A 22,209-nucleotide genomic window follows, 5' to 3' on the forward strand; every position below is an offset into this window, starting at 1 on the left:
CATGGCGATCTACGGCATCGGTACGGACATCGTTCAGGTCAGCCGCGTGGCGGCGGTCATGACGCGCACCAACGGCCGCTTCGCCGAAAAGGTGCTCGGCCCGGACGAACTGCGCGTCTATCACGCACGTCACGCGCGGTCGGCGGCGCGCGGGCTGGCGTTTCTCGCCACGCGGTTCTCGGCGAAAGAAGCGTTCTCGAAAGCGATCGGCCTCGGCATGCACTGGCCGATGACCTGGCGCGCGCTGCAAACGCTCAACAAGCCGAGCGGCGAGCCCATGGTGGTCGCGTCCGGTGAGCTCGCCGAATGGCTCGACGCCCGTGGCATTACAGCGCGCGTCACGATCAGCGACGAGCGCGATTACGCGGTGTCGTTCGTGATCGCGGAAACAGCGCAGGCGGGTACGCCCGACGACGTCGCCGAATAGAAAATACCTTGAACGCGGCGCAGGCCGGCCGCGTCTCTCCTTGCTCCAGGCTTTTTTCCAGCGGAAATCGATGAAAACCATTCCCGGACCGGTGATGCTCGACGTGGTCGGCAAAACGCTGAACGACGACGACAAGCGCCGCCTTGCCCATCCGATGACCGGCGGCGTAATCCTGTTCGCGCGCCACTACGAGAGCCGCGCGCAACTCATCGCACTGACCGATTCGATCCGCGAGATTCGCGAGGATCTGTTGATCGCCGTCGACCACGAAGGTGGGCGCGTGCAGCGCTTTCGCACGGACGGTTTCACCGTGCTGCCGGCGATGGGCAAGCTCGGCACCTTATGGGACAGCGACGTGCTGCACGCCACCAAGGTGACGACGGCCGTCGGCTATATCCTCGCGGCGGAGTTGCGCGCGTGCGGCATCGACATGAGCTTCACGCCGGTGCTCGATCTGAACTACGGTCAATCGCAGGTGATCGGCGACCGCTCGTTCCACCGCGATCCGCGCGTGGTGACCTTGCTCGCCAAGAGCCTCAACCACGGACTCGCGCTGGCCGGCATGAGCAATTGCGGCAAGCATTTCCCGGGTCATGGTTTCGCGCACGCGGATTCGCATGTCGCCATGCCGGTCGACGACCGTTCGCTCGAGGAGATTCTGCGCGACGACGTGGCGCCGTACGACTGGCTCGGCTTGTCGTTGGGATCGGTGATTCCCGCGCATGTGATTTATCCGCAGGTCGATTCGAAGCCGGCGGGTTTCTCGCGCGTCTGGCTGCAGGAGATTCTGCGCAACAAGCTGCGCTTCGAAGGCGCGATTTTCAGCGACGATCTTTCGATGGAAGCCGCGCGCCAGGGCGGCACGCTCACCGAAGGCGCGACCGCCGCGCTGCAAGCCGGTTGCGACATGGTGCTGATCTGCAATCAGCCGGACGAAGCGGAAAAGGTGCTGGATGCGTTGCGCTTCACGCCGTCGAAGGAATCGCAGCGGCGGCTCAAGCGCATGCGGCCGCGCGGCAAAGCGTTGAAGTGGAGCAGGCTGGTCGCCGATCCGCAGTATCTGCAAGCGCAGGCGCTGCTGCGTAGTGCGTTTGCATAAGCCGCCGAACAGTCGGCAAGCAAGCAAAAAAACGGCGCCTTCAAAATGAAGGCGCCGTTTTTTTTGACCTAGCCTAGCAGCAGCCTCAATTCAACCGCATACGTTGCAGCTTGTTGTACAAAGTCTTCGGACTGATGCCCAGCAGCGACGCCGCCCGGTGACGTGTACCGCCGACTGCATCGAGCGTGGCGCGAATCAGCATTTCCTCGACGTCCGCGAGCGGTGTGCCCACGGTCACTTGCACGCGGCTGCCGTTCAGATCGCGGCCGTTCGCCGAGCCCGCTTCGTCGGCGCGCAGCGATTCCAGCACGTCGCCGGACGCGTGATACGCGCGCCGCACGCGATCCTGCAATTCGCGCACATTGCCCGGCCATTCATAGGCGAGACACTCGCGCAGGAAGTTCGGCGCGACCTGCTTGGCGGTCTCCGCCGTGCCGCGCGTCATCCCTTCGTGATTCAACTCGTCGACCACCGCTTGGGCGATCAGCGCCGGATCTTCGCCGCGCTCGCGCAGCGGCGGCAGCGTCACGGCGGCCGCTTCGAGGCGCAGCGCCAGATCTTCGTGCAGGCTGCCGTCGGCCACCGCGGCGCGTGGCACCTTTCGTGTCGAGGCGATCAGCCGGAAGTCCGTCACCACCTGATTCGTGCCGCCGACGCGCATGAAGGTCTGCGAATCGAGCGCACGCAACAGTGCTTCCTGCTGGGCGCGCGGCAACTCGGCGATTTCGTCGATGAACAGCGTGCCGCCGCTCGCCTGCTCGAACAGGCCCGGTTCGCGCTGCTCGGCGCCGTTGAACGCACCGCGTTCGTGACCGAACAGGAGGCTGTCGAGCGAGCGTTGCGCGGCCGCGCTGTTTGCGCTGCGGCAGTCGAACGTGATGAACGGACCTTTACGGCGCCGGCTCATGTCGTGCATCGTGCGCGCCGCGATCTGCTTGCCGGTGCCGGTTTCGCCGGAAATCAGCACGGCGGCTTCAGTCGGCGCGATATGTTCGATCGTGTCGTAGACGTGCTGGATCGCGCCGCTGCGGCCGAGCATCGAGCCGAAACGGCCGAGTTGACGCAGCGACGCGCGCAGCGTCTGCACTTCTTCGGTCAGTTCGTATGGCCGCGGGATGCGCGCGAGCAGGCTGCGCAAACGCGGAATGTTGACCGGCTTGAGCAGGTAGTCCCAGATGCCGTGTCGCAACCCTTCGATCGCGCTTTCCACCGTCGCATTGCCGGTCATCACGATCACGGGCAAGGCGCCGCCGGGCGGATGCGCGGGCAGATGTTGCAACAGGTCGAGTCCGCTGCCGTCCGGCAGGTTCAGGTCGACCAGCACGACGTCGGGAATGAAGCGTGTCAGGGCGGCCCGGGCCTCCGCGATCGTGGTCGCCGTGTCGACGGAGAAGCCGTCGGCGGCAAGGATGGCGGACAGGCCTGACAGGCTATTGGGATCGTCTTCAACAATCAGGGCGTGTGGCATGGCGAGCGCAATTTTTAGATGGATGGAATACCCGACGCGCTGCGCCGATACGTTGGCGCGCGGCACGGGCGCGATGCTGGCCGGTACTGTCGGTCGAATTCTGAGTCGAATCTAGCGCCGCGCGCGCAACCTTGACTTGCGCGGCGCATGAACGGCCGCGGTTGACGCAGGCAGGTCGTCCGGCGCGCACACCAAGCACGGCACCGGGCAGAAAGGCGGCGGTTCGACTCAAGTCGTTCAGGTCCTTTGCGTTATTAATTTGGGTGCTCGTCCTGACGTTTTGTAAGCGTCGACGGGCGCCTGTATTTCCTTCACTCGGGCTGTCAGAAATCCCGGTTGCTGTCGAAGAAACGGCGTACTTCGAGTTCCGCTTGTTCGCGCGTTTTGCCGTAACGTTCCTGGATCAGGCCGGCGAGCTTATCAGCGCGGCCTTCGGCCTTGGCCAACTCGTCGTCCGTCAGTTCACCCCATGCCGTCTTGGCCTTGCCTATCATCTGCTTCCACTTGCCTTCAGCGATGTCGTTATTCATGTCGCACCTCCGGAGTTGAAGAAAATAAAGCCGTACTGGCCTGTATCCAGAGAGAAGCATGGACTGTGCCACGACAATTTATTTAAACTTATCAATGCTCTGTTGAGCGGCATGCGGGAAATTTGAGGTCGCGGTATGGCAATTTCGAGAAGCACGCCGGTAAAGTTTTCCTCAACCATACACGGCGGCGCAAAAAAGAAAAAGCGCCCAAATTGGGCGCTTTTTTTGCCATTTTTTTCGCAGCGCCCGGGTTGGGGCGCTGGATTCAGGCGAGCAGGGCGCTTAAGCGCGGCTGCGGTACTCGTGCGTACGCGTGTCGATTTCGATCTTGTCGCCGATGCTGCAGAAGAGCGGCACTTGCAGTTCGAAACCGGTGTTCAGCTTGGCGTTCTTCAACACCTTGCCCGACGACGTGTCGCCCTTGACTGCCGGTTCCGTGTAGATGATCTCGCGGACCAGCGTGGTCGGCAGTTCGACCGAGATGGCTTTCTCGTTGTAGAACACGACTTCGCAAGCCATGCCGTCTTCGAGGTAATGAAGAGCGTCGCCCATCATTTCGCCTTCGACTTCGAACTGGTTGTAGTCGGCGTCCATGAACACGTACATCGGGTCAGCGAAGTACGAGTACGTGACTTCCTTGCGTTCCAGTACGACGACGTCGAACTTGTCGTCGGCCTTGTACACGCTTTCCATGCCTGCGCCGGTCAGCAGGTTCTTGAACTTCATCTTGACGACTGCGGAGTTGCGGCCCGATTTGTTGTATTCGGCCTTTTGCACAACCATTGCGTCTGCGCCGATCATCACGACGTTGCCGGTGCGGAGTTCCTGTGCGGTCTTCATAAAACTGTCCTGTACGAAATTAGTAGCTTCAACTTGTGCTCAACGGCATACGGCGCAAGCGGCTTCGGCGCTTCGCTCACCGCGCGCCGCGCCGCCGGAGCGGCTCGGCGGGTCGCGAGCGAGTCAAGCGTGGCCGGCTTGCCGCGGGGAGCGGCGGGAGCGCCGCAAACTCGCGGTCTCAGCCATTCCCAGCAATCCGTTACCTGCTTTTTACCCTGTGCGGGCGTGTACACGAGTGGCGCCGATCCGCAGCATACGTCCCTTTTTGACATTTCCACCTATCGCGCTTTGATGTGGGGGAAGGTCTCGCATCTTTCGATGCCGGGTTGGCGGGCCGCTCAAGCGAGTTGGCCGGATTCCGCCGCTGCGATCGGGCCGCGCTTGCGTCGTCGGCCGTTGGATAACCGCTTATTTTAACTGAGTTTTTGCGAACAAGGCCAGATTTCCGGCGAGGTCGCCCACTTGAGCCAGTTCACCGGCCCACTCGGCTGCGCGTTGCTTGAGCGCCGGCAAGTGACGTTGGAATTCCGCCCAGTCTGGCCGGCCTGTCCCGTTCCAGGCGTGCCACAAGCGCGCAAGGGCGTCGCGTGCGTCGGCGGGCAGGGTGCGCGCGTAGTGCGCGAGCGCGGCGTCGAGCTTCGGCAGATGGGCGTCGTCGGCTTGCGGGTAGATGTGCCAGACGAACGGTTTGGCGGCCCATTGGGCGCGCACGAACGAATCCTCGCCGCGCACGAAATTGATGTCGCTCGCCCACAGCAGCGCGTCGTAGCCGGGCTGGTCGGTAAAGGCGAGGGCGTGCGCGCTGAGGTTTCCGCGCACCGCGTGCGAGCCGGCGGCGAACGCGGGCAGGTCGCAAAAGCGCGCCACCGCGCCTGAAATGCGGCCTTCGGGCACCAGCAGCACGACCGGCTCCGCGCTGTCGCGCCATTGTTCGAGCAGGCTGTCGACGGCGGGGTTTTCGTAGGCGAACAGCGAGACGACGGTTGCCGTGGCGGGTGGCGGCGCGTAGCCGGTGGTTTGTTGCCACCATGCTTCGTGCGCGGTGGGCGATGCTTCAAAAGCCGCGCGCGTGCCGTCGAGATGCCGTTCCTTCAGCACGCCGCCGGTGCCGGGGCCGAGTCCAGGGAAAAAGAACGTCTTGGTCAGCGGATAGCGCGGATGAGGCGAGGGCCGCAGATGAAAATCCGCGACCCAATCCTCGGCGCTCAGATATTCGAGGTTGAACCACACCGGCGTGCGTTCGCGCGCCGCCATAGCGGCGACGTAGATGTGCGGCAGTTCGCAGCCGAACGCCTCGATCACGACGTCGGCGACTTCGAGCGTATCGCCCGCATGGGCCGGCTCGTGCCAGTGTTCGACGACGATGCCGCCCACCGTCTGGCGAGCGTGCTCCAGCGTCAGCGACGGGCACAGCTTCTGGAACGCATGCAGGTCGTCGACGAACACGCGCACCTGCCACCCGTGTTCGCTCGCGAGCTGGCGCGCGAGCCGCCAGCACACGCCGATGTCGCCGAAATTGTCGATCACCGCGCAGAAGATATCGCAGGCGATCGCCGTGGGCGCGTCAGCGGCTTGCTCGGAATGGGGCGTAGCGGAAGACATGATGGCCTGGGTCGCGGATTCGAACAGATGGAAGGAGCGGGGCGGTGCGAGTGGCGCCTCGGCGCCGCGCTGCGTTGCGCGCCGATCCACTGCTGCCGACGCGTCACCCGATTCAAGGCAACAGCGTTCGGACGCACGCGGAATGTTCTAAACTGGCGATTCTAAAGCACTCGTTCACGATTGCGCGCGCGTGGCGTATTCCGGTTCGCCTAGGCGCGCGGCACGCAGAACAAGGCTTCGCGAGACCGTCCCACCCAACCGATTCTGCATGACCGAACCCGAAGCAACCGACGCTTTCGAGCCGAAAAAAGTGCTCGCCCAACTGCCGCATCTGCCCGGCGTGTATCGCTATTACGATACGCACGGCGCGGTGCTTTACGTCGGCAAGGCGCGCGATCTGAAGAAGCGCGTCTCGAGCTACTTCACCAAGACGCTGCTGTCGCCGCGCATCGCGATGATGGTGACGCGCATTGTGCGTATCGAAACGACCGTCACGCGTTCCGAGGCCGAAGCGCTGCTGCTCGAAAACAATCTGATCAAGGCGCTCGCGCCGCGCTACAACATTCTGTTTCGCGACGACAAGTCGTATCCCTACCTCAAGCTGACCGGACACAAGTTTCCGCGCATGGCGTACTACCGTGGCGCGGTGGATCGCAAGAATCAGTACTTCGGTCCGTTTCCGAGTGCGTGGGCGGTGCGCGAGAGTATCCAGATCCTGCAGCGCGTGTTCCAGTTGCGCACCTGCGAAGACTCCGTGTTCAACAACCGCACGCGGCCTTGTCTGTTGCATCAGATCGGCCGCTGCACGGCGCCGTGCGTCGCGGCGATCACTGAAGAGGATTACGCGCGCGACGTTGCCAACGCATCGCGCTTTCTGCTCGGCCGTCAGGGCGAGGTGATGAAGGAGCTGGAGCAGAAGATGCACGCGTTCGCGAGCGAGCTGAAGTTCGAGCAGGCCGCGGCAGTGCGTAACCAGATGAGCTCGCTGTCGACGGTGCTGCATCAGCAGGCGATCGAAGTGGGCAGCGACAGCGACGTCGATATTCTCGCGGTGGTCGCGCTGGGCGGCCGCGTGTGCGTGAATCTGGCGATGGTGCGCGGCGGCCGGCATCTGGGCGACAAGGCGTATTTCCCGGCGCATGTCGAAAGCGCGTTGACAGCCGACGAGGGCGGACTGGACGACGACGCGGCGTTGGCCGGTGCCGCTAGCGCTTCCGTCCCGCTCGCGGAAGAAGACGTGAATGGTGAAACGGAGCCGGCCGATGCCGCCGATGCGCTCGCAATCGCGCAAGAGATGCCATCGGAAGACGAAGAGGACGACGCGTCCGATGAAGCCGACGACGTACCCGAAGAAGCCGATTCCGAGCCCGCGAAACCGCGCAAGGGCCGCGCAACCGGCGGGATCGAAGCCGAAGTCCTCGAAGCGTTCATCGCGCAGCACTACTTGGGCAACCGGGTGCCGCCGGTGCTGGTTGTCAGCCACGCACCCGCCAACCGCGAACTGGTCGACGTGCTGATCGAGCAGGCCGGCCACAAGGTCACCGTGCTGCGCCAGCCGCAAGGCCAACGGCGCGCCTGGCTCGCGATGGCCGAGCAGAATGCGCGGCTCGCGCTCGCGCGCCTGCTCTCGGAGCAGGGCTCGCAGCAGGCCCGCACGCGCGCGCTCACCGACACGCTCGGCATGGAGTGCGACGATCTCGCGCATCTGCGCATCGAATGCTTCGACATCAGCCATACGATGGGCGAGGCGACCCAGGCGTCGTGCGTGGTGTATCACCATCACAAGATGCAGTCGTCGGAATACCGACGCTACAACATCACCGGCATTACGCCCGGCGACGATTACGCCGCGATGCGCCAGGTGCTCACGCGCCGCTACGAGAAGATGGTCGAGCAAGCCGCCGCGAATGCCGCTGACGAAGCCGCCGAGTTGCAAAACGACGCGGCCGCCGATCCGTCGCTCACGCCGGACGCCGCGGAGCCGGTCGCGGCCGGCGGCATCCTGCCGACTATCGTGCTGATCGACGGCGGCAAGGGCCAGGTCGAAATCGCGCGCCAGGTGTTCACGGAACTGGGTCTCGATACCGGCATGCTGGTCGGTGTCGCGAAGGGCGAGGGGCGCAAGGTCGGCCTCGAAACCCTGATTTTCGCCGACGGCCGCGCGGCGCTCGAACTCGGCAAGGAAAGCGCGGCACTCATGCTGGTCGCGCAGATCCGCGACGAAGCGCACCGCTTCGCCATCACCGGCATGCGCGCGAAGCGCAGCAAGACGCGCCAGACCTCGCGGCTCGAAGAACTCGAAGGCGTGGGCGCGAAGCGGCGCCAACGGCTGCTCGCGCGTTTTGGTGGACTGCGCGGCGTGGTCGCCGCCAGTGTCGAGGATCTGGCGAGCGTCGAAGGCATTTCGCAGGCGCTCGCGGAGCAGATTTACCGGCAATTGCACTGATCGCGGCGGCTTCGGCTGCCCGCTCAGCCACCGTCGAGCGCCGCCGCCGCGGCGCGCGCGGCCAGCCCGGCGCGCCGCTTTGCCGCCGCTTTGCTTGTGGCAGGCCTTATGACACGGCACAATTGCATCTCCCTTGCCAGACGCTGCGCCTGCCCATGCCGTTTAATTTCCCGATTTTCCTGACCTGGCTGCGGATCGTCCTGATCCCGCTCGTCGTCGGTGTGTTCTATTTGCCCGACATGATGATGAGCCCCGCCCACCGCAATCTGGCGGCCGCGACGATCTTCATTCTGGCGGCGCTGACCGACTGGTTCGACGGCTATCTGGCGCGCAAGTGGAATCAGACCTCGGCATTCGGCGCGTTCCTCGATCCGGTCGCCGACAAGCTGATGGTGACCGCCGCGTTGCTCGTGCTCGTGCAACTCGCGCGAATCGATTCGGCGATTGCGCTGGTGATCGTGGGGCGCGAGATCGCGATCTCGGCGCTGCGCGAATGGATGGCGCAGATCGGTGCGTCGAAGAGCGTCGCGGTGAATTCGCTCGGCAAGTTCAAGACCGTTTGCCAGATGGTGGCGATTCCCATGCTTCTGTTCTACGGCCCGCTGTCGTTCGGCGGCGGCGTGGTGGTCGATACGCGCGTGTGGGGCCTGTGGCTCATCTATCTGGCCGCGTTCCTGACGATCTGGTCGATGCTCTACTACATGAAGCTCGCGTGGCCGCAGATTCGCGAGCGGGGCGGCGTGGTCTGAGTTTCCGCAGTCGTGGAGGACACCCGCAGCGTGTCCGAACTTCGCTGCCGCATGAGTGAAATCTGTTCAGTAAAAGAGATTCGCAAAAGGGGTTGACACGTTTCAGTCGTTTCTCCATAATCTCGTTTCTCCGATGCACGCAGTTCGAAACATCGGTGGCAGTAAGAGAGTAGTTGCAGTAACAAGGCAGAACGTAGTAAGGCAAAAGCAGCACAATGCGGGAGTAGCTCAGTTGGTAGAGCGCAACCTTGCCAAGGTTGAGGTCGCGAGTTCGAGCCTCGTCTCCCGCTCCAAATTTTCGAAGCAACGTATTGTTTGGCGAAGCGTAGTTTGGCAAATGCGACGCAGGGCGTTGTGAAGCAGTTCAATGCGGGAGTAGCTCAGTTGGTAGAGCGCAACCTTGCCAAGGTTGAGGTCGCGAGTTCGAGCCTCGTCTCCCGCTCCATACATAAGGGGAAGCAACGCTTCCCTTTTTGTTTGGTGGCCCGGTCCTTCCGGTTGTCCGCTAAACAAAATCTGCGAATCTGTTGCTAGGTTCCAGTCCGCTTGCGGCGCGATAGCAAAGCGGTTATGCAGCGGCCTGCAAAGCCGTTTAGGCCGGTTCGACTCCGGCTCGCGCCTCCAGTAGTTGATGTAAAGAAAAGCCCCGACTTGTCGGGGCTTTTCTTTTTCCGGCGTCGGTTTCTTCGGCGGGGGGTTGATGCAGATACTGGCGCGGCAGGAGTTCTCATTGCTAGTCGAAGTGCCGGCGGGCATATTCCAGACGATCAAGGTCGAAGCGGCAGGCGACTGGGGTAGCTCGTTCAAGAAAGCGTCGAACAAGCCCCTCGCATGCGAATACTCAGCCACAGATTTTTTCCGCACAATAGAGCTCCATCGTTGGGGCTTTATCTTTTCTATATCTAACTGTTCGTCGCGTTTACGGTCCGTACGGCCTGGCGAGAGGCTGTGAACCGGCGCGCCTGCTTTGCGTCATTGCTTGTCCACACCGAGGCTGCATGTACCTACAACTCACCGGCACCCATGTTCGCCTGCTCGGCTCGATGCATCTGTTTCCGGCGACGAGCCGAAGAACGCCGCCGTGGATCGCCGAAGCGTATGACTGGGCCGAAGCGCTCGTCTTCGAGTCCGATCCGCCGACGATCCTGCCGTTTCTGAAAGCCGACCAACAAGGCGGCGCGGATCAACTGCAGCCCTTGCTATCCGCCGACGCATGGCGGCAACTTCACGCAGCATGGCCCGTTGAAGGGCCGCTGGCGCCGCTCGCCGATCTGCGTCCGTGGGCCGCGCTGATCGTCGCGCCGACGCTGTTCCAACAGGTCGTCGAAGGTGTCGAGCCGCGCATGCTGCGCTCGGCGATCACGCAGGCCAAGCCCTATCGTTATCTCGAGAGCGCGCAAGAGGTAGCGGCGGCGCTCGAATCGATTCCGCTCGATGCTGTCGGCGCGGCGCTCGGCCTGCTGATGGCCGATCTCGACGAACCGCAGCGCACGCTCGAGCGAATGCACGCGGCCTGGCTGGATGGCGACCTGCTCGCCGTGCACCAGATCGCCATCGAGTCGCCGATGTTCAATCTGCCGGGCATCCGGCACGCGATTCTCGACGCGCGCAATCGCGCATGGGCGGCGCGGCTGACCGAGTTCCTCGCGCGGCCGGAGCGCACGTTGGTGGTCGTCGGCGCGCTGCATCTGTGCGGCCCCGGCAATCTGATCGACTGTCTCGCGCGGCCCGTCGAACCGGTCTTCGCCGACCTATAGCGAACTCATCGCCGCGCGAGCGTGGCAGCCCGATGCGGCCTGCATCGGTTCGAATGCGGATCCGGCGCGCACGAAATCGGAGGGAACTCTCGCGCCGTGGTTTTGCCCCAACGTAAAGTACGCCGCTATACACTACCCGCCTGCCACTTCGGCCACGCCGGTCGCCCTAGGGAATACAACATGCATGTCCCACCGACGCCCAGTAACGAAAGCGCCCGTCTCGACACGCTGCGTGCGCTGCATATTCTCGATACGTTGCCGGAGGAGCGCTTCGATCGGCTGACCCGGCTCGCCAAGCGACTCTTCAGTGTGCCCATCGCGCTCGTGAGTCTGGTGGATGCGGACCGTCAATGGTTCAAGTCGTGCGTCGGCCTGACGGCGAGCGAGACCTCGCGCGACGTCTCGTTCTGCGCGCACGCGATTCTCGGCGACGAAATCCTGATGGTGCCCGACACGCTCGCGGACGAGCGGTTTCACGACAATCCGCTCGTCACCGACAACCCGAATATCCGCTTCTACGCCGGCTGTCCGCTGACGGTGCCCAACGGCAGCAAGCTCGGCACGCTCTGTCTGATCGACACCAAGCCGCGTGGCCTCGACGAAGAAGAGCGCGAACTGCTGCGCGATCTGGCGCGCATGGCCGAGCAGGAGTTGGCGGCGGTGCAGTTGGCGACGCTCGACGACCTGACGCTGCTGTCGAACCGGCGCGGTTTCGAGGCACTCGCGCAACATGCGCTGAACGTTTGCAAGCGGATGCACAAACCGGCGTCGCTATTGTTCTTCGATCTGAACGATTTCAAGCAGATCAACGATACGCTCGGCCACGCCGAAGGCGATCGCGCGCTGCAGACCTTCGCCGACGTCTTGCGCACCGCGCTGCGCGAAAGCGATGTGATCGGGCGGCTCGGCGGCGACGAGTTCGTCGTGCTGCTCACCGATTCGGACAGAGGCGCCACGCAGGAAGTGACGCAGCGCCTCACTCAGTTGCTGAACGAGCGCAATGCTGAAGCGCAGCGCGGCTATGACATCCGCTATAGCGTCGGACAGATTCAATACGATCCTGCCCGGCACGTATCGGTTGCCGAGCTGCTGGCGGCCGCTGACGCCGCGATGTACAGCCACAAACAGGCGTCGAAGGCGCGCGCCGCGCATCGCAACTGAGCGCGGCACGGCGGCGAAAAAAAAGCCGTCGCGCGCGGCATAATCACGCATCGCCGCTCTCCGTGCGGTGCGACTCTTTCTTTAGAACGTTGTCATGAACGAACCGCAGCAAAGCGCCGCCACGCGGCTGGCGCAACTCGATTGGCGCTGGAAATCCTTCGACGAACTCACGGGCCTCGAGGTCTATACGATGCTGGGCGCACGCAGCGCGGTGTTCGTCATTGAGCAGAACTGCTTGTACGGCGATATCGATGGACTCGATATGGATGCGTGGCATCTGCTGGTCTATGGCCCCGATGAAAAACGGCCGGCGCTCGCGGGTTATTTGCGCGTGCTGTTGCCCGATGCGGGCGACACCGATATCCGCATCGGCCGTGTGCTGACGACCGCCGAATTCCGTGGCATCGGTCTGGGCAATGCGATGCTCGAACGGTCGCTGACGCATATTCGCGCGCAGTGGCCCGGCACGCCGATTCGATTGCATGCGCAGGCACATCTGCAAGCGTTCTACGGCGCGTTCGGCTTTGCGCCCGTTTCAGACATTCACGAAGAAGACGGCATCCCGCATGTGTGGATGCGTTCGGCCTGAAGCGGCTAAATCGAGCTGAGCCCGGCGCGGGCGCGTCGGTTTGCCTCGACGTGGATATCAGTGTTGACCGCGCGCCGGCGCCGAAACGGTGTGGGCCACAGACTGCCTGGCTTTCGCACGCCGTTCGCTATGCAAACGTCCGCGCGCCGACAGCCGCATCCAGTGACGCAAGGCGAGCAATGCGCCGATCACGCTCATCATCGAACCCGGAATCCACAGCAACAGCCCGCCGATCTGCTGATCGCGCATCGGGCTCAACCACGTGAACGCGCGGCCGCAGATCGAGTAGATCGGATACAGCTCGTGCGGCGTGAAGAAGATGAACGCGCCGAGAATGATCTGCGGCGGAATCGCGGCGATCACCACCAGCACGCGCTTGCCCGGCGACAGACGCGCGGGCGGCGCGGGACGCGGATCGAGCACGAGCCACCAGAACAGCAGGCCGTCGATCACCATGCTCCAGTTCATCACGCGATAAAGCCGCCAGTCGAGCATCGCCATGAAATGAATCGGTGACATCAGCCAGAAGTAGATCAACCCGACGAACAAGGTTACCGCGACGACCGGATGCATCACCACGTCGAGCAGTTTGCGCACCAGCGGCGTTTCCAGCGCGGGCCGCACGAAACGCTGCCGCCAACTGAACGGAATACCCGCGCGCAACGCGGCGCCCGGATACGACAGCGCGATAAAAAACGGCCCAAGGTGATGCAGCACCAGATGCTGCGCGCGATGCATGAAGAACTCATGCTCGAAGAAATAATCGAGCCGCGTATGCAACGCGACATACAGCGCCACCAGCCCGAACCAGAAGGAAATACGCCGCGCGACCGTCACCTTCGCTTTGCGCGCGCCGCGTACGAACAGGATCGCGGGCACCAGCAGCGCGATCACGACGGTCGGCGAAAACTCCCAGGGATCGAGCCAGTAGAGCAGGTTCATCGCGGCACGTTACCCGGTTACTTGGTTTGCGCCGGCGACTTGACGGCGAACGGCGTGTCGAGCGTTTCGCCGTCGGAGAACTTGAGCGTGAGATGCACGGTGTCGCCCGGCGCGACCTTGTGCTTCGCGTCTTCGAGCATCACGTGATAGCCGCCGGGTGCGATGGCGACCTGGCCGTGCGCGGGCACCGTCAGCTTGTCGACCATCACCATCTTCTGCGACGAACCGTTCGACACGGTCTGATGCAGCATCGCGTCACCATAGTCGTTGCTGGAGATGTCGACGAGGTCGACCGGTTTGTCGCTCGCATTGACGAGCGTCACATAGCCGGCGGCGGGCAGATTGTTGGGCAGCCAGCGGACCCACGCGTCCTTCGCGCTGATCGCATTGGCGCCCGCCGCTTGCGCGGTCGATGCGACACCGAACGAAAGGGCGAGGGCGCAACTCAGTGCAGCGAACGTTTTGATCTTGATCGACATGGTTGAACTCGGGAAAGGTCAGGAACGGTCATCGACGATGCGGCGCAAGTCTTGTGCGATCGCATCGGGCGTGTCATGGTCGGTGGCCAGGAGGCGTGCGTGGCCTTGGCTGTCGAACACGTAGACGGCGGAACTGTGGGTGACTTCGTAGTTGCCGCCGGGGTCGCGCTTTTCCATCTGATAGGCGACGCGGTAACGCTTGGCGAGCGACTCGATCTGCCAGTCGGTGCCGGTCAGCCCTTCCGCATGTTTCGCGTCGAAGGCGCCGACGTAATCGTGCAACGCCTGCGCCGTGTCGCGCGCGGGATCGACGGTGATGAACAGAATGCGCACCTTCTGCGCGTCGGGGCCGAGCTTGCCGAGCACCTGCATCAGCCGGCCCATCGTTTCAGGGCAGACGTCCGGGCAATGCGTGTAGCCGAAATAGACGAGCGAGGCGCGGCCCTTGAACGAATCGCCGTTGACGGGGCGGCCATCGTCGCCGGTCAGCGTGAAATCCAGATCCGGCAGGTGACCGGTCACATTCGTCAACTGCCAGGTTTCCGTGCGATGCGTGCAGCCGGCGAGCGCCGTCAGTGCGCCCAGCATCACCGTCACCGCAAACAGGCGCGCGGACCACGGCCTGCGTGACAATGCGAGGTGCGGTTGCGGGTGCCGGGATGAGAAGATCGGGAACAAAGCAGGGTTCAGTGACTCGATTGAATTGCGGCGCCGCTCGATGCATGCGGCGCGTGCGCGGTCATAGTGTGCAAATATGGTCGTAACGGCAATGATCCGCGTGGCTGCGACTTTAGCGCAAATTTCCCGATGGCGTCGCGCAGCGCCCACGGGCGCGCGGTTTGCGAGGCAATTTGACGCAGGCGGCTGAAAGCTGGGTGAAGCCCGATTGTTCCCGTTTTGAACGCAATCGCCGGCGAGGCTCGCGCGCGGCGCCCGGCTGGGCTTATGCCCAGCCTTACTTTCTCGAAAAATTGGTGGATGCGCGGTAAGATGCGCACACTTTTCCGGCCGCAGAAGGCTGAAAGGCAAAACTAACCGATGCAAGCACTTCCGGCTGTTCTGTCTCCGAGCGAGACGGCATTTTTCTTCGATTTCGACGGCACGCTCGTCGAACTCGCCCCCACGCCGGACGGCGTGCTGGTCCAACCTCGCGTGAACGACTTGCTGAGCGAGTTGCGCAGCTTGACGAACGGCGCGGTCGCGGTCGTGTCGGGTCGCGGTATCGACAGCATCGACAGTTTTCTCAACATGCCCGATCTGCCGATTGCCGGCCTGCACGGCGCCGAGCGGCGCGACTCGAACGGCGACACGCAGCGCATCGGCTTTCATGACGAGCGGCTGCTGCGCATGGAGCAGGTGCTCGCGCAGGTGGTCAACGAGAACGCCGGCATGCTGCTCGAGATCAAGGGCGCGGCCGTGGCGCTGCACTACCGGAATGCGCCGGATCGCGAGCCAGTGGCGCGCGAGGCGACCGAGCGGCTGGTGGCCGATTACGCCGGCTCCTACGTTCTGCAGCCCGGCAAGATGGTCTACGAAATCAAACCTAAAGATGTCGACAAGGGCCGCGCGCTGCGCGCGTTCCTGGACGAACCGCCGTTCGTCGGCCGCAAGCCGGTCTTTGCCGGCGATGATCTGACCGACGAGAAAGGCTTTGCCGTCGTCAACGAGCGCGGCGGCGTGTCGATCAAGGTCGGTCCGGGCGAGACGATGGCGCATACGCGCATCGACTCGGTGTCGGGACTGCTCGACTGGCTCGCATCGATCGTCGCGGCAGCGCGCACAGCATGATCGCCGCGCCGCATCGCTCAAGGCAAACAACGCACTGCATCGGGAATCGGGCTTCATGAGTCGACTGATCATCGTATCGAACCGGGTGGCGCCGATCTCGGAGGGCGGCCCGGCGGCGGGTGGTCTGGCGGTCGGCGTGTACGACGCGCTGAAGGAAACCGGCGGCATGTGGTTCGGCTGGAGCGGCGACGTGCTCACCTCGGGCCAGCCGCAGATCAAGGTCGAGGAGCGCGGCCCGGTGACGTTCGCGACCATCGCGCTGATGCGCCGCGACTACGATCAGTACTATCGTGGCTTCTCGAACGCCACGCTGTGGCCCGCGTTCCACTACCGCGCCGACCTGCTGCAATACGACCGGCACGACTTCGAGGGCTACTGCCGCGTCAACGCGTGGCTGGCGCAACAGCTCGTGCCGCTGCTGCGCGAAGACGACGTGATCTGGGTCCACGATTACCATCTGATTCCGTTCGCGCAGGCGCTGCGCGCGGCGGGCGTGAAGAATCGCATCGGCTTCTTCCTGCACATTCCGTTTCCGGCTTCGCAGGTGCTGCTGGCGGTGCCGCCGCATCGTGAACTGGTGGAAGCGCTGTGTTCGTTCGATCTGCTCGGCTTCCAGACCGCGCCGGATCTGCGCGCGTTCTGCGACTACATCGTCAATGAGGCGAACGGCACGGTCGACGCATCGGCGAAAGGCCCGCTGACGATTCACGCATTCGGCCGCACGCTGCGCGCGGCGGCGTATCCGATCGGCGTCTATCCGGACGAGATTGCCGAACTCGCAAAAGCGGGTGAGCGCGGCAAACCGGTGCGAACGATGAAAGCGACGCTGCATTCGCGCAAGCTGATCATGAGCGTCGACCGGCTCGATTATTCGAAAGGACTGGTCGAGCGGTTTCGCGCGTTCGAGCGGCTGCTCGAACACGCGACCGCGCAACGCAACAAGGTGTCGTTCCTGCAAATCGCTCCGCCGACGCGCGCCGACATGCACGCTTATCAGGACATCCGCTTGCAGCTCGAAGGGGAGTCGGGGCGTATCAACGGACGTTTCGCCGAACTGGACTGGACGCCGATTCTCTACATCCACAAGCAGTACGAGCGCTCGGTATTGGCGGCGCTGTTCCGCACCGCCCACGTCGGCTATGTCACGCCATTGCGTGACGGCATGAACCTCGTCGCCAAGGAGTATGTGTCGGCGCAGGATCCCGAGAATCCCGGCGTGCTCGTGCTGTCGCGCTTTGCCGGCGCCGCGCAGGAACTGGACGGCGCGCTGATCGTCAATCCGGTCGATATCGACGGCATGGCCGAGGCGCTCGCGCGGGCGCTCGACATGCCGCTCGCGGAGCGTCAGGCGCGTCATCGCGACATGATGGTGCAGTTGCGCGAGAACAATGTGTCGGTGTGGCGCGATAACTTCATGCGCGATTTGCAGGGCGTCGCTGGTGCAAAGAGCACCCGAAGCGGGAAGGCGCGCGCCGCGCCGGGGAAAAAGGCGGCGCGCGAAACTCAGGCTGGATAGGCTGCGTTCGAAGCTGCTTGCAGCGCGTGTAAAAGAAAAAGAAAAGCCGCTCGAGAGCGGCTTTTCTTTTGGCGGTGACGGCTCGCGGCTCGAAGCATGCCGCGCGCGAGTTCAAACCACGTGCTGTTCGTCGACCTTCTTGCCGCCGATGTGCAGCGTGTGGCCCTTGCCATACTGCTTGGTGAGCAGATCGCGATACAGGCCGGGGCGCTGGCGCAGTTCTTCCGGGCTGCCGTCGTCGATGACCTTGCCGGCGCTCATCACGATGATCCGGTCGAAGTTGTTCAGCGTCGACAGACGGTGCGCGATCGCGACGACGGTGCGGCCGACCATCAGCCGGTCGAGCGCCTTCTGGATCGCTTCTTCCGACGCGCTGTCGAGCGCCGAGGTCGCTTCGTCGAGCAACAGGATCGGCGCGTTCTTCAGGATCGCGCGTGCAATCGCGATCCGCTGACGCTGGCCGCCCGATAGCTTCACGCCGCGATCGCCGACGATCGTGTCGTAGCCTTCCGGCATGGCCTCGATGAAGTCCGCGCAACGCGCCTCGCGCGCGGCGGCGACCACTTCTTCACGACTCGCCTCCGGGCGCCCGTAGGCGATGTTCTCGTACACCGTGCGGTGGAATAGCGAGATGTCCTGCGGCACCAGCGCGATCGCGTGACGCAGGCTGTCCTGCGTGATCGTGGCGATGTCCTGGCCGTCGATCTTGATCGCGCCGCCTTGCGTCTCGTAGAAACGCTGCAACAGCGCCAGTACCGTGGATTTACCCGCGCCCGACTTGCCGATCAGGCCGACACGCTGGCCGGGTTCGATATGCAGGTCGAAGTGATCGAGAATCGGGCGGCGGCGCGGGTAGGCGAACGTCACGCTTTCGAAATCGATGCGGCCACCTTGCGGCACGAGTTCGCTCGCGCCGTCACGATCCGGCATGCCGTGCGGCTCGAGCAGCGTGCGCACCGCTTCAGCGAGACGCGCCACGTGCTGCGTGACGTCGACGAGCGCCACGGCCAGATCGCGTGTGCCGTGCAGGATCGTGAAGCCGAGCGAGCTGACGAGCACGATGTCGCCCGAAGTCGCCTTGCCTTGATCCCACAGCCAGAGCGCCCAGCCCAGCAAGCCCGCCGACAGCAGCGCGGTGATCACCGCGTGCAGCAGACGCAGCTTTTCCAGATACAGCAGGCTCTGCTGGCGCGCGTCCATCTCGGCCTTGACCGTTGCGCCGAACCGCTGCTGCTCGCGAAACGTCATGCCGAAGGCGCGCACGAGGCCCATGTTGCTGATCACGTCGACCAGCTCGCCGTCCACCGACGCCGCCTTGGTGGCGAAATGGTGATGGCGCGCCGAGCCGCGGCCGGCCAGCTTGTACAGCACGACCGACAGAATTGCCGAGCACAGCATCAGGCCGCAGGCCATCAGCGGATTCACCGCGATGATCATGACGATCGCGCCGAACACCGCGATGCACGGCGGCAGCACGTTCCACGCGGTGGTGTTCTCCGCCGTGTAGACCGCGTTCGACGTCGCCGTGATCCGACTGGCGAGCATGCCCGGCTGCTTCTCGGAATAGTAGGTGGGTGAATGTCCGCTCAGATACTGGAACAGGTCGCGCCGCAGGTCGCCGGTCACGGCGACGAATGTATGCGCGGCGACCCAGCCGCCGACCCGCCACAGCAGGTTGTCGGCGGCGATCAGGCCAACCAGGATGGCGAACGCGCCCCACAGCGGGCCCGGGTGGTGCCGGCCTTCGCCGAGCACGTCGATCAGATGTTTGATCGCGTATTGCGAAGCGAGCGCACAGCCCACGGCCGCAAACACGCTGCACAGGACGATCGCATGCGCGAGCGGATGGCGGCGGATGAAGCGGAAAAGGAACGCAAGCGGCCGGTGCGCATAGCTCGCGAGCTTTGCGTTCTCGGCATTACGCTGGGCGATGGTTAAATGTTCCAATTGATCGTGAGGTTGATGTGTTTCGGGTTGTGCATGCAAAGCGTGGGCCACATGGAAAAGGTTCGCCGCGAAGCCGATGCTTCGCATTGTAAACATGCAAAAGCGATTGCGCCCTGTGTATCCGGGCCTTGACGCGATTGATTTCGCGATAGACGTCCGCGACCCACTGCTACTCGACCCCTCTATGGGGCCAGGGTTCACGCAGGCTGCGCAACATTTCGGGATATAATTACAAATTGCATTCAACCGCGATGCGGCATTTCTTCAACGCTTGCCGGCAAAGTTGACGCGGGAGCTTACGACGCCGCGTCGGCGGTCCGTGCCGCAAGCCAGTTGCCACTGTAGAACTGTCTTATAAAACAAGGGTTTGCAAAGTGTTTCGCCCTTGTAACAACGTAAAGACTTTGAAATGTTGTGGTGCAGCGAGAATCCCGGCATTGATAATGCATGCTCTGTAGGCCCACCGAATTTTCTGACAGTTTGTCAACGTAGGTGTCATGTGTGCGTTTACCGGCACATGCGCAGACATTGATCACGGGTCTGGGCTCACTACCCAAGCGATCCATCGCAGGATTTCTCGAAAGAATCAGGCCCGCGCCGGCATGTCCGGCCCGACTGCCCTGGCGAGCAAGCGAGTCGCTTTTACCAAACGCAGTACTTTTGCCTGATTTTTTACGAGGAGTTCTTCATATGCGAATCGCTCAAATCGCTCCGTTGCACGAGGCGGTTCCTCCCAAGCTGTATGGTGGTACGGAACGCGTGGTGTCCTATCTGACTGAAGCTTTGGTCGAGCAGGGCCACGACGTCACGCTCTTTGCGAGCGGCGATTCGCAGACCTCGGCGAAACTCGAGGCTTTCTGGCCGCAGGCGCTGCGCCTCGACCCGACCATCCGCGACGTAATGGCGCCGCACATGCTGCTGCTCGAAGAAGTGCGCCGCCGCGCGGACGAGTTCGACGTGCTGCATTTCCACATCGACTACTACCCGTTCTCGCTGTTCGCGCGCCAGCCGGTGCCGTTCCTGACCACGCTGCACGGCCGTCTCGATCTGCCGGAACTGCAGCCGATCTTCAATACGTTCAGCGACGTGCCGGTGGTGTCGATTTCGGACAACCAGCGCATTCCGCTGCAACAGGCGAACTGGCTGCAAACCGTCTATCACGGTCTGCCGGAGAACGTGCTCACGCCGATCTCCAACGTCGAGCCGGGCTACCTCGCTTTCCTCGGCCGCGTCTCGCCGGAGAAGGGCCTCGACCGCGCGATCCGCATCGCCGGCCAGGCAGGCATGAAGCTCAAGGTCGCCGCCAAGATCGACAAGGCCGACCGCGCCTATTACGAAGAAGTGATCAAGCCGCTGATGGCGCTCCCGCACGTCGAATACATTGGCGAAATCGGCGAAGGCGAAAAGCGTGAGTTCCTCGGCAACGCGCATGCACTGGTGTTCCCGATCGACTGGCCGGAGCCCTTCGGTCTGGTCATGATCGAAGCGATGGCGTGCGGTACGCCGGCGATCGCGTTCAATCGCGGTTCGGTGCCGGAAGTGATCGAAAACGGCGTGTCGGGTTTTGTCGTCGAAGACGAAATCAGCGCGGTCGCCGCAGTCAAGCGTCTGCACACGCTGTCACGCGCCGGTGTGCGCAAGGCATTCGAAGCGCGCTTCTCGTCGAAGGTCATGGCGAAAAACTACGTCGCCACCTACGAAGAACTGCTGCGTCAGAAGCACCGTACCGTGCTGCGCGAAGTCAACGCCAGCTAATGCGCGACAGGTAAAAAGTCGCATCGGCTCGAGGAGCGGCTTAGGGCGCTCCGTCGGCCGCCAGCAACGCCCCGTGCGCCACTCGCTCACGGGGCGTTGTTGCAAGCGCGCCGCGTTTTTCTCAATCAACGGACGAAAGTGCGCGTTTCAGCCGGTAAGAACGAGCCACTCTCCGTAATATCCCTATAATGGCCCTGCCGCAATTTTGGCTGCGGCGCCGCCGACGACAGGAGGATGCCTTGGCGAGAACGAAAGAGACGCGTGCGAACGCGGCGCCCGGCGCCGGAACGATTTTCGCGTTGCGCGCCATCGGTCTCGTGATCCTTGCTCGCTGGCTTTTTTCAATGGCGGACATGGATGCGGGCGCGTCGATGCTGGCCATGCTGTCCTCGCCCTGGGCGTGCATCAACCTCGTTTTCCTGTTCTTGCTGATCTTCCTTCCGGGCGCGCGCGCCGTGGCCGAGCGCCCGTTTCATCCGCTGCCGCAATGGCTGCGGCAAACGCTGCGTCTGTTCGCTTTCCTCGGGTTCCTGTTTGCGGTCTGGTCGGTCGGCGCGTTTACCGCGAGCGCCGGCTGGCGGCGTGCCGCCAACGCGGTGGCGGCCTCCAACGGCTGGTTGCTGGCCGCGCCGGCGCTGTATGCGGCCGTGCTGTGGATCTGCCGGCCGCGCGCGCTGTGGCGCACCAATATCGCCGCGCGCCGTTTCGCAATCGGCCGCTATGCGGTCGCGCTCGATCCGGTCACGCGGACGGTGATCGTGTGGGCGGAGCGCCGTAAGGTGGGGCAGTACGACGCGCGCGAATTGTCCGTGCGCTGGGCGGCCGGGCAGGGCGTGCGAACGACGCCGACGCCTACGCCCGCCGTGGCGTTCGGCGCCGCGGGCGAGCCGGGCGCATCCGGCGCGTCGCTGGGCTCGGCCGCTGCGCCGTCGCTGGCGCACGGCACCTTCGGGCGCCGTCCGAAGATCGAGTTGCTGTGGGATTCGCCGGCCGCCGCGGGACACAACAGGCAAACCGTATTCCGCACAGCGTTGACGACCGAGGGCGATCGGGTCGCCGCCCGCGCGCTTGATACATCCTTGCAGCAGGTCTGAGTCTGCCGATTTGTGCAGTC

Annotated in this window: 19 protein-coding genes and 3 tRNA genes; 14 read left to right on the top strand and 8 right to left on the bottom strand. The window is 63.6% G+C overall.

Annotation, left to right across the window (positions count from 1 at the left end):
• Position 1: 1 nt before the first annotated feature.
• Positions 2-427 (top strand): holo-ACP synthase, encoded by a 426-nt coding sequence (acpS, locus tag PQR42_RS11915; RefSeq protein ID WP_408206796.1) that lies wholly within the window; start codon positions 2-4, stop codon positions 425-427.
• 70 nt (positions 428-497) lie between these two features.
• Positions 498-1,526: a beta-N-acetylhexosaminidase gene (gene nagZ / locus PQR42_RS11920; protein ID WP_408385845.1), complete on the top strand. Its 1,029-nt coding sequence runs from the start codon at positions 498-500 to the stop codon at positions 1,524-1,526.
• 85 nt (positions 1,527-1,611) lie between these two features.
• On the opposite strand, the gene PQR42_RS11925 is transcribed toward nagZ, so the two are convergent.
• From PQR42_RS11925 to earP, 4 genes are all read right to left on the bottom strand, one after another.
• A complete protein-coding gene (locus tag PQR42_RS11925; RefSeq protein ID WP_408385847.1) occupies positions 1,612-2,994 on the bottom strand; it encodes a sigma-54-dependent transcriptional regulator in 1,383 nt (460 codons plus the stop codon).
• 323 nt (positions 2,995-3,317) lie between these two features.
• Positions 3,318-3,524, bottom strand: a complete 207-nt coding sequence (locus PQR42_RS11930) for a CsbD family protein (protein WP_408206790.1) — start codon at positions 3,522-3,524, stop codon at positions 3,318-3,320.
• A 282-nt stretch (positions 3,525-3,806) separates the two neighbouring features.
• A complete protein-coding gene (efp, locus tag PQR42_RS11935; protein WP_201644888.1) occupies positions 3,807-4,364 on the bottom strand; it encodes an elongation factor P in 558 nt (185 codons plus the stop codon).
• 408 nt (positions 4,365-4,772) lie between these two features.
• Positions 4,773-5,966, bottom strand: coding sequence for an elongation factor P maturation arginine rhamnosyltransferase EarP (gene earP / locus PQR42_RS11940; protein ID WP_408385849.1), 1,194 nt, complete (start codon positions 5,964-5,966; stop codon positions 4,773-4,775).
• Positions 5,967-6,234: 268 nt separating this feature from the next.
• Between earP and uvrC the strand changes: the two genes are divergently transcribed.
• The 8 genes from uvrC (at position 6,235) to PQR42_RS11980 (ending at position 12,668) form a co-directional block, all read left to right on the top strand.
• The gene (uvrC, locus tag PQR42_RS11945; protein WP_408385851.1) at positions 6,235-8,412 is read left to right on the top strand and encodes an excinuclease ABC subunit UvrC; all 2,178 of its coding nucleotides are present in this window, start codon (positions 6,235-6,237) and stop codon (positions 8,410-8,412) included.
• Positions 8,413-8,567: 155 nt separating this feature from the next.
• Complete coding sequence (gene pgsA, locus PQR42_RS11950; protein ID WP_408206939.1) at positions 8,568-9,161, top strand: CDP-diacylglycerol--glycerol-3-phosphate 3-phosphatidyltransferase; 594 nt, start codon at positions 8,568-8,570, stop codon at positions 9,159-9,161.
• 217 nt (positions 9,162-9,378) lie between these two features.
• Positions 9,379-9,454, top strand: a tRNA-Gly gene (locus PQR42_RS11955).
• A 76-nt stretch (positions 9,455-9,530) separates the two neighbouring features.
• Positions 9,531-9,606: transfer RNA gene (locus PQR42_RS11960), tRNA-Gly, on the top strand.
• A 105-nt stretch (positions 9,607-9,711) separates the two neighbouring features.
• Positions 9,712-9,785, top strand: a tRNA-Cys gene (locus PQR42_RS11965).
• A gap of 374 nt (positions 9,786-10,159) precedes the next feature.
• Positions 10,160-10,918 (top strand): TraB/GumN family protein, encoded by a 759-nt coding sequence (locus PQR42_RS11970; protein ID WP_408385853.1) that lies wholly within the window; start codon positions 10,160-10,162, stop codon positions 10,916-10,918.
• A gap of 180 nt (positions 10,919-11,098) precedes the next feature.
• Positions 11,099-12,079 carry a sensor domain-containing diguanylate cyclase gene (locus tag PQR42_RS11975; protein ID WP_408385855.1) on the top strand — a complete coding sequence of 327 codons (981 nt, stop codon included), beginning with the start codon at positions 11,099-11,101 and terminating at the stop codon, positions 12,077-12,079.
• A 94-nt stretch (positions 12,080-12,173) separates the two neighbouring features.
• Positions 12,174-12,668 carry a GNAT family N-acetyltransferase gene (locus PQR42_RS11980; protein ID WP_408385857.1) on the top strand — a complete coding sequence of 165 codons (495 nt, stop codon included), beginning with the start codon at positions 12,174-12,176 and terminating at the stop codon, positions 12,666-12,668.
• A 57-nt stretch (positions 12,669-12,725) separates the two neighbouring features.
• Here the strand turns inward: PQR42_RS11980 and PQR42_RS11985 are convergent, their stop codons facing one another.
• Genes PQR42_RS11985 through PQR42_RS11995 form a run of 3 tightly spaced genes read right to left on the bottom strand, consistent with a single transcriptional unit; the run spans position 12,726 to position 14,677 of the window.
• Positions 12,726-13,610, bottom strand: coding sequence for a cytochrome c oxidase assembly protein (locus PQR42_RS11985; RefSeq protein WP_408206779.1), 885 nt, complete (start codon positions 13,608-13,610; stop codon positions 12,726-12,728).
• 17 nt (positions 13,611-13,627) lie between these two features.
• Positions 13,628-14,089: a copper chaperone PCu(A)C gene (locus PQR42_RS11990; protein WP_408253182.1), complete on the bottom strand. Its 462-nt coding sequence runs from the start codon at positions 14,087-14,089 to the stop codon at positions 13,628-13,630.
• A gap of 18 nt (positions 14,090-14,107) precedes the next feature.
• Positions 14,108-14,677, bottom strand: coding sequence for an SCO family protein (locus tag PQR42_RS11995; RefSeq protein ID WP_408385859.1), 570 nt, complete (start codon positions 14,675-14,677; stop codon positions 14,108-14,110).
• Between the two features lie 450 nt (positions 14,678-15,127).
• On the opposite strand from PQR42_RS11995, the gene otsB reads away from it, so the two are divergent.
• The gene (otsB, locus tag PQR42_RS12000) at positions 15,128-15,877 is read left to right on the top strand and encodes a trehalose-phosphatase (RefSeq protein WP_408385861.1); all 750 of its coding nucleotides are present in this window, start codon (positions 15,128-15,130) and stop codon (positions 15,875-15,877) included.
• Between the two features lie 55 nt (positions 15,878-15,932).
• Complete coding sequence (gene otsA / locus PQR42_RS12005) at positions 15,933-17,393, top strand: alpha,alpha-trehalose-phosphate synthase (UDP-forming) (protein WP_408206771.1); 1,461 nt, start codon at positions 15,933-15,935, stop codon at positions 17,391-17,393.
• 111 nt (positions 17,394-17,504) lie between these two features.
• Here otsA and PQR42_RS12010 read toward each other — a convergent pair whose 3' ends face one another.
• Positions 17,505-19,340: an ABC transporter ATP-binding protein gene (locus tag PQR42_RS12010; RefSeq protein WP_408206769.1), complete on the bottom strand. Its 1,836-nt coding sequence runs from the start codon at positions 19,338-19,340 to the stop codon at positions 17,505-17,507.
• Positions 19,341-20,030: 690 nt separating this feature from the next.
• On the opposite strand from PQR42_RS12010, the gene PQR42_RS12015 reads away from it, so the two are divergent.
• Complete coding sequence (locus PQR42_RS12015) at positions 20,031-21,095, top strand: glycosyltransferase family 4 protein (protein ID WP_408206767.1); 1,065 nt, start codon at positions 20,031-20,033, stop codon at positions 21,093-21,095.
• Between the two features lie 239 nt (positions 21,096-21,334).
• The gene (locus PQR42_RS12020) at positions 21,335-22,189 is read left to right on the top strand and encodes a hypothetical protein (RefSeq protein ID WP_408206765.1); all 855 of its coding nucleotides are present in this window, start codon (positions 21,335-21,337) and stop codon (positions 22,187-22,189) included.
• Positions 22,190-22,209: the final 20 nt, after the last annotated feature.

The organism is Paraburkholderia sediminicola, assembly GCF_046027355.1.
In the GTDB taxonomy this organism is placed as follows: Bacteria; Pseudomonadota; Gammaproteobacteria; order Burkholderiales; family Burkholderiaceae; genus Paraburkholderia; species Paraburkholderia sediminicola_B.